General features: G+C 65.4%; 9 protein-coding genes. 4 read left to right on the forward strand and 5 right to left on the reverse strand.

The features are described 5' to 3' along the window. Nucleotides 1-20: 20 nt before the first annotated feature. The 3 genes from AWB66_RS33955 to AWB66_RS03010 are packed head-to-tail and all read right to left on the reverse strand — an operon-like array spanning nt 21 to nt 2,565. Nucleotides 21-170 carry a hypothetical protein gene (locus AWB66_RS33955; RefSeq protein ID WP_200818907.1) on the reverse strand — a complete coding sequence of 50 codons (150 nt, stop codon included), beginning with the start codon at nt 168-170 and terminating at the stop codon, nt 21-23. Further along, complete coding sequence (gene cydB, locus AWB66_RS03005; protein WP_087628741.1) at nt 148-1,149, reverse strand: cytochrome d ubiquinol oxidase subunit II; 1,002 nt, start codon at nt 1,147-1,149, stop codon at nt 148-150. Before cydB ends, AWB66_RS33955 begins: the two co-directional genes overlap by 23 nt. A 3-nt stretch (nt 1,150-1,152) precedes the next feature. Then, nucleotides 1,153-2,565, reverse strand: coding sequence for a cytochrome ubiquinol oxidase subunit I (locus AWB66_RS03010; protein WP_087628811.1), 1,413 nt, complete (start codon nt 2,563-2,565; stop codon nt 1,153-1,155). 441 nt (nt 2,566-3,006) lie between these two features. On the opposite strand from AWB66_RS03010, the gene ypfJ reads away from it, so the two are divergent. The 3 genes from ypfJ to AWB66_RS03025 all read left to right on the forward strand — a co-directional run bounded on the left by ypfJ (nt 3,007) and on the right by AWB66_RS03025 (nt 6,362). After that, nucleotides 3,007-3,882, forward strand: coding sequence for a KPN_02809 family neutral zinc metallopeptidase (gene ypfJ, locus AWB66_RS03015; RefSeq protein ID WP_087628742.1), 876 nt, complete (start codon nt 3,007-3,009; stop codon nt 3,880-3,882). 84 nt (nt 3,883-3,966) lie between these two features. Next, nucleotides 3,967-5,355, forward strand: a complete 1,389-nt coding sequence (locus tag AWB66_RS03020; protein ID WP_087628743.1) for an LLM class flavin-dependent oxidoreductase — start codon at nt 3,967-3,969, stop codon at nt 5,353-5,355. Between the two features lie 95 nt (nt 5,356-5,450). Then, nucleotides 5,451-6,362 carry a flagellar brake protein gene (locus AWB66_RS03025; protein ID WP_087628744.1) on the forward strand — a complete coding sequence of 304 codons (912 nt, stop codon included), beginning with the start codon at nt 5,451-5,453 and terminating at the stop codon, nt 6,360-6,362. Between the two features lie 15 nt (nt 6,363-6,377). Here AWB66_RS03025 and AWB66_RS03030 read toward each other — a convergent pair whose 3' ends face one another. Together AWB66_RS03030 and AWB66_RS03035 are read right to left on the reverse strand one after the other, a co-directional pair. After that, nucleotides 6,378-7,028, reverse strand: a complete 651-nt coding sequence (locus AWB66_RS03030; RefSeq protein ID WP_087628745.1) for a DsbA family oxidoreductase — start codon at nt 7,026-7,028, stop codon at nt 6,378-6,380. A gap of 92 nt (nt 7,029-7,120) precedes the next feature. Further along, nucleotides 7,121-8,461 carry an NAD(P)/FAD-dependent oxidoreductase gene (locus tag AWB66_RS03035; protein WP_087628746.1) on the reverse strand — a complete coding sequence of 447 codons (1,341 nt, stop codon included), beginning with the start codon at nt 8,459-8,461 and terminating at the stop codon, nt 7,121-7,123. A gap of 235 nt (nt 8,462-8,696) precedes the next feature. Here AWB66_RS03035 and AWB66_RS03040 point away from each other — a divergent pair, with 235 nt between their 5' ends. Continuing rightward, nucleotides 8,697-9,128, forward strand: coding sequence for an OsmC family protein (locus AWB66_RS03040; RefSeq protein ID WP_062632447.1), 432 nt, complete (start codon nt 8,697-8,699; stop codon nt 9,126-9,128). Nucleotides 9,129-9,248 lie beyond the last annotated feature (120 nt).

The raw sequence follows: 9,248 nt of genomic DNA on the forward strand, positions 1-9,248 counted from the left end.
CCTCGGCTGCACGCCGAGGCTCAGTGTCCGGCCCCCGCCCGAATGAGCAGCTTGAACGGCAGGGCGAGCAACATCGCCCCGCCGACCCCGGCGAACCAGAGCGCGACAAACCAACCCGCCCGCGCCAGCTTGCCGCGCCCGGCGGCCTTAATGGTAGTGATGTTCGCCATGCCGCACCTTTCCTCTGAAGACCCAATATCCAAGCGTGGTGTACGCCACGATCACGGGCAGGATGACCGCCGCCCCGACGATCGTGAACAACTGGCTGGAGCGCGGCGCGGCCGCATCCCACAGCGAGACGCCCGGCAAGACGTCATGCGGTGAAATGCTCACGACGAGCCCCGCGAATCCGAGCAGCACGAACCCGAGCGCCATCGCGAACGGCCGTCGCTCATGCCGGGAGCGAATCGAGCGCCGCATGACCCACGCGCACGCCACCACCAGCACCGGCACCGGCAGCAGCCGGTAAAAGAGCGGCGAATCGAACCAGCGCATCGCGATGCCCTGATCCTGAAACGGCGTCCAGATGCTGACCACGGCGATCGTCGCGAGTTGCAGGACGGTGAGCGGCCACACGATCCGGTAGAACCGCCGCTGCAGGTCGCCCTCGGTCTTCGCGATCAGCCAGCAGCAGCCGAGCAGCGCGTAAGTCACCACGAGCGCCACGCCCGTGAACATGCTGAACGGCGTGAACCAGCCAAACGCTTCGCCGGAAAAACGGCCATCGGCGACCGGGATGCCGTCGAGGAACGCGCCCAGCGCCACGCCCTGAAAGAACGTCGCGCCCGCCGATCCGCCGATGAACGCAAGGTCCCAAAGATGCTTCGTGCGCGACGCCTTCGCGCGAATCTCGAACGAGACGCCGCGAAAGATCAGGCACACGAGCATCAGCACGAGCGGCAGATAGAGCGCGGAAAGGACGGTCGAATAGAGCATCGGGAACGCGGCGAACAGACCCGCGCCGCCGAGCACGAGCCAGGTCTCGTTGCCGTCCCAGACGGGCGCGACGGTGTTCATCATGACGTCGCGGTCGTGCTCGTCGGGGAAGAGCGGAAACAGAATGCCGATGCCGAGATCGAAGCCGTCCAGCACGACGTACATCAGCAGGCCCAGCGCGATGATCGCCGCCCATGCGAGGGTGAGATCCATGACTTATGCTCCTTCGATCGATTGATTGACGGCGCTCAACGGGCGCCTCGCGGTGTGGCCGGCGTCGTCGATGCCGGGCGCGTGTGTCGTCGTGCCGGGCAGCGCCGGGCCGTGCTTCAAGAGCTTCAGCAAGTAGTAGATGCCGGTGCCGAACACGAGCGTGTAGACGATCACGAAGACGAGCAGCGAGACTCCGACTTGCTGCGCCGTGACGGGCGAAACGGCGTCGGCGGTACGCATCACGCCGTACACGACCCACGGCTGGCGGCCCGCTTCGGTCGTCACCCAGCCCGCGAGCAGCGTGATGAAACCGGTCGGCCCCATCGCGAGCACGAAACGCAGGAATCCGCGCGATTCATAGAGCCTGCCGCGACGGCGCAACAGCCACGCCGCCGCCGACATCGCGATCATCAGCACGCCGAGTCCCGCCATGATCCGGAAGCTCCAGAAGACGACGGTCGAATTCGGGCGGTCTTCTTTCGGGAAGGACTTGAGTCCGCGAATCTCGCCGTCCCAGCTGTGCGTGAGGATCAGGCTGCCGAGGTGCGGAATCGACACGGCGTACTTCGTCGTCTCGGCTTCCATGTCCGGGATGCCGAACAGGTTGAGCGCGGTGCCGCCTTGCTCGGTGTCCCAGAGGCCCTCGATCGCCGCGATCTTCGCCGGCTGATGCTCGCGCGTGTTGATGCCGTGCGCATCGCCGACGATCGCCTGCACCGGCGTCAGCACGAGCAGCAGCCAGAGCGCCATCGAAAACATCTTCTTGATCGCCGGATCGCGGCGGCCCTTCAGCAGATGCCACGCGCCGGTCGCGGCCACCACCAGCCCCGCGACGATGAACGCCGCGATCGTCATGTGCGCGAGCCGGTACGGGAACGACGGATTGAAGATGATCGCGAACCAGTCGACGGGCACGACGTGGTCGCCTTCGATACGATAGCCCTGCGGCGTCTGCATCCAGCTGTTCGAGGCGAGAATCCAGAACGTCGAGATGATCGTGCCGATCGCGACCATCAGCGTGGCGCCGAAGTGCGCCTTCCTGCCGACCTTGTTCCAGCCGAACAGCATGATCCCCAGGAAGCCTGCTTCGAGAAAGAACGCGGTCATGACTTCATATGCGAGGAGCGGCCCGGTGACGGGTCCGGCGAAGCTTGAGAAGCCGCCCCAGTTGGTGCCGAACTCGTAGCTCATCACGACGCCCGACACGACGCCCATGCCGAACGCGACGGCGAAAATCTTGGACCAGAAGAGGCACAGCTCCTTGTAGACGGGCTTGCCGGTCTTGAGCCAGGCGCCTTCGAGGACCGCGATGAAGCTCGCGAGCCCGATGCTCAGCGCTGGAAAAATGATGTGAAACGATACGGTAAAGGCGAACTGGATTCGCGCGAGATCCAGCGCTTCCTGAGTCGATTGCATGATGGATTGAGCGGGTTGCGCACGTCGCTCGGCGGCGCGCTTTCGTCGGTTGATCGGTTGGTGACGGACGAAGCTTAACGAGCTTTTGAAGTGCGTGTTGCGTCGCGTCAAAGAATGGCGAATGCGCGCAAATGTCGCAGGATCAAGGCGTTGGCGCGCGTAAACGCCTGAATTGGCGTGCTTTTTCGAAATGATTCGCTTGAGCGCGTGACGCGCACGGCGCGCCATTTTCGCGACAATCGACCGCACTGCGACAATCGGACTGCGGGGCGTCTGCGCGCAATTGCGCCGATGTCACGTCGGGCGTGGTGCGCATAATGCTTGGACCTGTACGCGGGGAACTGTGCCATGTCGTCACGACGTCGGCCGTGCCGGACGGTTCGACGGATAACATAGCGGCTTTTTTTGCCGCGCCGATGCGACCAGAAGAGGAGAAACACCATGCGTCTCGATGACGAAGCAGAAAGCCAGAATGTCGAGGACCGTCGCGGCGGCGGCGGAGGATTTCGGGTCGGCGGCGGCAGTATCGGGATCGGGACGATCGTCGTCGCGCTCGCGGCCTCGTATTTCCTCGGCATCAATCCGATGGTGATCATCAACGGCGCCTCGCAGATGCAGTCGCAGGCGCCGCAGCAGCAGGCCGCGCCCGCGAACCGGCCGCCCGCGAACGACGCGGGCGCCGTCTTCGTGCGCCGCGTGCTCGGCAACACCGAACGCACCTGGCAGGAAATCTTCCGCACGCAGTTCAACCAGGACTATCCGCCGCCGAAGCTCGTCCTGTTCTCGGGCGGCACGCAGACCGCCTGCGGCGTCGGCGAAACGGCGATGGGCCCGTTCTATTGTCCCGCCGACCGCAAGGTCTACATCGACCTGTCGTTCTATCGCGAGTTGCGCGAGCGTTTCGGCGCGAGCGGCGACTTCGCGCAGGCTTACGTGATCGCGCATGAAGTCGGGCATCACGTGCAAAACGTGCTCGGCATTTCCGAGAAAGTCGACGCCGCGCGCTCGCGCATGTCGCGCGAGCGCGCGAACGCGCTGTCCGTGCGCGTCGAGTTGCAGGCCGACTGCTACGCCGGCGTCTGGGCCGCGACCGCCCAGCGCGACAACGCCAAACTCATCGAGCCCGGCGATTTCGCGGAGGGCCTGAACGCGGCGGCGGCCATCGGCGACGACCGGCTTCAGAAGCAAACCCAGGGTCGCGTGGTGCCCGAAGCGTTCACGCACGGCACGAGTGAGCAGCGTCAGCGCTGGCTCAAGCGCGGACTGTCGAGCGGCGACATTCGCCAGTGCGATACCTTCGCGGCGTCGACGCTTTGAAATAAGCAAAGCAGAAATCGTCGGTTCCTTGCCGGCGGACGGATGGTTACGCTTTCTCATTCGTCCGCTCGCGCATCCACCGACATGCCCAAACACATTCTGCTGAACGCCTTCAACATGAACTGCGTCGGCCATATCAATCATGGCCTCTGGACGCATCCGCGCGACCAGTCGACGCGCTACAAGGACATCGCGTACTGGACGGAACTCGCGCAGTTGCTCGAACGCGGTCTGTTCGACGGCCTGTTTCTCGCCGATATCGTCGGTGTCTACGATGTCTACCAACAATCGGTCGATCTGCCGCTGCGCGAATCGATCCAGCTTCCGGTCAACGATCCGCTTCTGACCGTCTCCGCGATGGCGGCCGCGACGCGCCATCTCGGCTTCGGCGTCACGGTGAACCTGACCTACGAGTTGCCGTATCTGCTCGCCCGGCGCTTCTCGACACTCGATCACCTGACGAACGGCCGCATCGGCTGGAACATCGTGACCGGCTATCTGGAAAGCGCCGCGAAGGCGATGGGCCTCGGGCAGCAGATCGAGCACGACGAACGCTACGACCGCGCCGAGGAATTTCTCGACGTCGTGTACGAGTTGTGGGAGCGAAGCTGGCAGGAAGGCGCGGTGCGCGCGGACCGCGAAGCGCGCGTCTACGCCGATCCGGCGCGCGTGCGGCCGATCGCGCATCACGGCAAGTACTACGACGTCGAGGGTTATCACTTGTCGGAGCCGTCGCCGCAACGCACGCCGGTGCTGTTCCAGGCGGGAGCGTCGGGGCGCGGGCAGGCGTTCGCGGCGCGCCACGCGGAGTGCGTGTTCGTCTCGCAGCAGGAGCGCGGCGCGCTGAAAAAACTCGTGAGCGGCGTGCGTGACGAAGTCGAACGGGAAGGCCGTCAGCGCGACGACATCAAGTTCTTCATGGGCATGTCGATCGTCACGGCGGCCACCGAGCGCGAAGCGCGCGAGAAATACGACGACTACGTGCGATACGCGAGCCCCGAAGCCGGCCTCGCTCACTACGCGAGTTCGAGCGGCATCGACTTCTCGCGTTATGCGCGCAACGAGCCGATCCGCTATGTGAAGAACAATGCGATCCAGTCGGTCGTGAAAAACCTGACCGCGGCCGGCCGCGAGCGCACGGTCGGCGACATCCTCAGCCAGGAGTTGCAACTCGGCGGCCGCTACCCGACGCTCGTCGGAAGCGCGTCGCAGGTCGCGGACGAACTCATCGCGTGGATCGAGGACACCGGCATCGACGGCTTCAACCTCGCGCGCACGGTCACGCCCGAGTGCTATCGCGATTTCGTCGATCTCGTCGTGCCCGAGTTGCAGGCGCGCGGCGCGTACAAGACGGAATACGGGTCCGGCACGCTGCGCGAAAAGATTTTCGGCGCCGGGCGCGCGCATCTTCCGGACGCGCATGCGGGGTCGATCGGGCGAGAACTACGCGAGTCGGTCAGAAAAGCGTCATAAATTCACGTTGCACGTAAGTCTTGCCGTATAAGTACTTGACGAAAAATAGTTGCCGTCGGACGATGCTGGGAACTGTCTCAATATTGTCCGAATAAATGACCCTGGAATCCGTCATCGCGCCGCTCTTGCCTGCTCTGATTCGTCTGGGGCCCGAGGACGTGCCGTTGCAAACACCGCTGCAATGGCCGATCGTCGCGGAGGATGGTGCGCTGCTGTTAAATACCGGTACCATCGTTCGCGACGAAAGCACGCGCAATTTTCTGTTCGCGCACTTCGAGCCGCATCGTCGACGGGACGCCGAGGCGCCGCGCGAATCCCGTGACGCGGACGCATCGCGTGAGGCCGGACCGCTCAAGCTCGACGACATCGGCCTCGCGATCGGCGCGCGCGTGGGGCTGCGCGCGACAGTCGGTGCCGGCTCGGCGATGTATGCGTCGCGCGTGATCGGCTTCTCCTCGGGGCGGCGCGACGGCGAGCGCGCGCTGTTCGTCACGCAGCCGGTGATGAGCGGCGTGGACCGGCTGGACCTCATCCACGGCGAGCAGGTGGAGATGGTGGCGCTGTCGGGGCGCGGCGTGTTCCGCTTCGCGTGCACGGTCGATGCGCTGTGCCGCGAGCCGTTCAACTATGTCGTGCTGTCGGAGCCGGGCGGCATCAGGCGTCTGCGGGCGCGCAAGTTCGCGCGCATGCCGACGCGGCTGGCCGCGCGCTTTTCAGCGGAAGGGGCAAGCCAGCCGCTCGGGCAAATGGGGCGGGTATGCGACATCAGCCCGTACGGGATGTCGCTCGCGGTGGTCGAGCCGAGCGCCCAACTCGGCGAGCGGCTGCGCGTGTCGTTTCACTTCAACACCGACGACATCGACGTCCATATCGACACGCACGCCATCGTGCGCCATGTCGGCACGTCCGATGGCGCGCAGCAGAGCGCCGCCTACGGACTGGAATTCGAGGCGCTCGAACCGTCGCAGCGCATTGCGCTGAAGTCGTTCATGGCCGAGCACAGCTAGACGGCGGGCGCGCGTTCAGCCGGGAAAGCCATCGGGAAAGAGACGCTCGACGGCAGCTTCGAAGTGCTGCACGGGCGCGGCGCCGCGCAGCGCGATGGGCGGAGGCGGCTCTTCGCCGGGCGCGCCCTCGCGCGACAGGACCGCGAACGGCACGCCGGTCACGCCGATCTTCTTCGCGAAATCTTCGTCCTCGATCACGAGGTCGGTGAATTCGCCTTCCGCCAGCGATTCTTCCAGCAGCTCCGGATCGATGCCGCAGGTCGCGGCGATGTCGAGCAATGCGTCGGTGTCGCCGATGTCGAGGCCGTCCTCGAAATACGCCTTGAAGAGCGCGCGATGCACGAGTTCATAGCGATTCGACTCGCGCGCGAACATCGCCGTCTCGAACGCCTTGCGGCTGCGCGGGTTGACGGCCGGCATGCGCAACGTCAGGCCGCGCTCGGCCGCGAGCGGGTAGACGGACTTTTCCCACTGTTCGATCAGCGCGTCGTTGTTGGCGCCAGGCAGCGGTGTCGGCTCGGGGCGCAGTTCGAAAGCATGCCAGCGGATCTCGACCGCATCGCCGTAGGCGTTGCGCAACTGGTCGAGCACGGGCGTCTGCAGGTAGCAGAAGGGGCAAACGAAGTCGGACCAGACGTCGACGTACAAAGCAGGCGTGGATGCCATGAAAAGCCTCGGGGATGCGGGCGGCGCGCGTCGTGCGAGCGCAGCCGTCTGAACGAAAACCGCTATGTTAACGCGCCGGTGCGCCCTCGCGCTCAGAACCCGCCGTCGAGTTCGATCTTCGTGCCATCGAAGAAACGCGACAGACGAAACGCGCGCGGATCGACGAGCGGCGTGTCGTTCGCCACGATGTCCGCCATCAGCTTGCCCGCGCCCGGACCGATCCCGAAGCCGTGCCCCGAAAATCCCGTCGCGATGAACGCGCCGCGCAGGCGTTCGACGCCCGATATTACGGGCACGGCATCCGGCGTGACGTCGATATAACCGGCCCAAGACTGCGCGACCGGCGTCTTCGCCAGCGCCGGAAAAATCGCACGGAACTCGGCGAGCGCGGCGTCGTTAAAGGAAGCGACCGGCGCCGGATCGAGCGTGCGCACGGTTTCGAACACGGTCGGCCGGTCGAGCGGCCAGCGGCGCGGCCGCCGCAGTTCCTCGAAAAAGCGCGCGCCGATGCCGAGTTTGATCGAGCCGAACTGGCTCTTGAACGCGGGCAGGAACTTCGCGAAGAGCCGGAAGCTGTCGGGCGTGATGTCGTGGTAGCTGTGGAACGCGTTTGCGAGCGTGTAGCCGCCGTCGAGCCGCTTGCGATAACCCATGTCCTGATTGCACGCGCTGACCTCGGGGCCGCCGGCGACCGGTGCCGTGCGCATGACCGACGAGCGCACCATCAGTTGCGGCACGTCGATGCCGAGACTGCCCGCAAAGAGCCGCGTCCAGGCGCCGCCCGCGACGACGACGCTCGCACACCGGATCAGCCCGTATTCCGTGACGACGCCGCTCACCGCGCCGCCGGCCGTTTCGATGCCGCGCGCCGCGCATGGCGTCAGCACCTTCACGCCGCGGCGCCGCAGCGCATTCGCGATGGCGGGAGCGGCGTGCTGCGGTTCCGCGCGGCCGTCCGAGGGCGTGTAGATGCCGCCCGCGAAGCGGCGCGAGGCGCCGCGCATCAGCGAGGCGGTTTCGTCGGCGGAGACGATGCGCGAATCGATGCCCTCGCGTCCGACGAGCCGCCGCGCCCGCGCGAGCCAGTCTTCGTGATCGGCGAGCGACTTGGCGTCGTCGGCGGCGTAGAGGATGCCGCATTGCCGGAAGCCCGTTTCGATGCCGAGCTTCGCGTCGATCTCGCGCCACAGCTTCAGGCTTTCCAGGCTCAGTTCCAGTTCGCGCAGGTCGCGATGCGTCGCGCGGCACCAGCCCCAGTTGCGGCTCGACTGCTCGCCCGCAATCTGGCCTTTCTCGCACAGCGCGACCGACAGCCCCTTCTCCGCGAGATAGAGCGCGCTCGACACGCCGATGATTCCCCCGCCGATCACGACCACATCGGCACGTTCGGGCAACGCCCGGTCCTCGCTTACCTGTTCGACTTGCGGACCCATCCCGCCTCCATGACTTTCGATGTCTGCGCGCCGCTGCCCGATCCGCTAGGATGAAGAGGGCGCCCCGCGTTTCGCGCGCCGGTCCGGGCGAAAACGTTCGATGATAAGTGCCCGTTTAACATCCGTCGACCGTCCGGGCATCGCGCGTGCTGCACTCATCGGTTCGCGCACGCGGGAGTCAACCGCGCGGCGGCCAGTCGCAGCAAATCCACGTCACATTTTCTGGAGAACACTCGTGCAAAAGACAGCATCGGCAAAATGGAGCGGCGGCATCAAGGACGGCAAGGGTTTCATTTCGACGCAAACCGGCGTGCTGAAGGACGCGCCGTATGGCTTCCAGTCGCGGTTCGAAAGCGGCCCGGGCACCAACCCGGAAGAGCTGATCGGCGCGGCGCACGCGGGCTGCTTCACGATGGCGCTCTCGCTGCAACTCGAACAGGCCGGCATGAAGGCCGAGAGCCTGGAAACGAAGTCGACGGTCACGCTCGACAAGGTCGGCGACGGCTTCTCGATCACCGCCTGCCAGCTCGACCTGAAGGCGAAGATTCCCGGCGCCGACAAGGCCGCCTTCGAAAAGGCGGCGAATGCAGCGAAGGAAGGCTGCCCGGTGTCGAAGCTCTTCGCGAACAACGCCAAGATCACGCTGAACGCGGAACTCGAATCCTGATGCGTCGCGCGACGCGATGAAGCAGAAGGCGTGGCTTTGGCCGTAATGCCGTTCAGTTAAGCGACTGAACGGCATTTTTGTTGGCTGCTCAAAGTAGTTGTAAACGGGGCTCGGCGATGT

The sequence above is a fragment of the Caballeronia telluris genome, from assembly GCF_001544495.1.
In the GTDB taxonomy this organism is placed as follows: Bacteria; Pseudomonadota; Gammaproteobacteria; order Burkholderiales; family Burkholderiaceae; genus Caballeronia; species Caballeronia telluris.

Coding starts and splice junctions, on each gene's coding strand:
- AWB66_RS03020 (WP_087628743.1), top strand. CDS start 3,967: ATGCCCAAACACATTCTGCTGAACGCCTTCAACATGAACTGCGTCGGC.
- AWB66_RS03010 (WP_087628811.1), bottom strand. CDS start 2,565: ATGCAATCGACTCAGGAAGCGCTGGATCTCGCGCGAATCCAGTTCGCC.
- AWB66_RS33955 (WP_200818907.1), bottom strand. CDS start 170: ATGGCGAACATCACTACCATTAAGGCCGCCGGGCGCGGCAAGCTGGCG.
- cydB (WP_087628741.1), bottom strand. CDS start 1,149: ATGGATCTCACCCTCGCATGGGCGGCGATCATCGCGCTGGGCCTGCTG.
- AWB66_RS03030 (WP_087628745.1), bottom strand. CDS start 7,028: ATGGCATCCACGCCTGCTTTGTACGTCGACGTCTGGTCCGACTTCGTT.
- AWB66_RS03025 (WP_087628744.1), top strand. CDS start 5,451: ATGACCCTGGAATCCGTCATCGCGCCGCTCTTGCCTGCTCTGATTCGT.
- AWB66_RS03035 (WP_087628746.1), bottom strand. CDS start 8,461: ATGGGTCCGCAAGTCGAACAGGTAAGCGAGGACCGGGCGTTGCCCGAA.
- ypfJ (WP_087628742.1), top strand. CDS start 3,007: ATGCGTCTCGATGACGAAGCAGAAAGCCAGAATGTCGAGGACCGTCGC.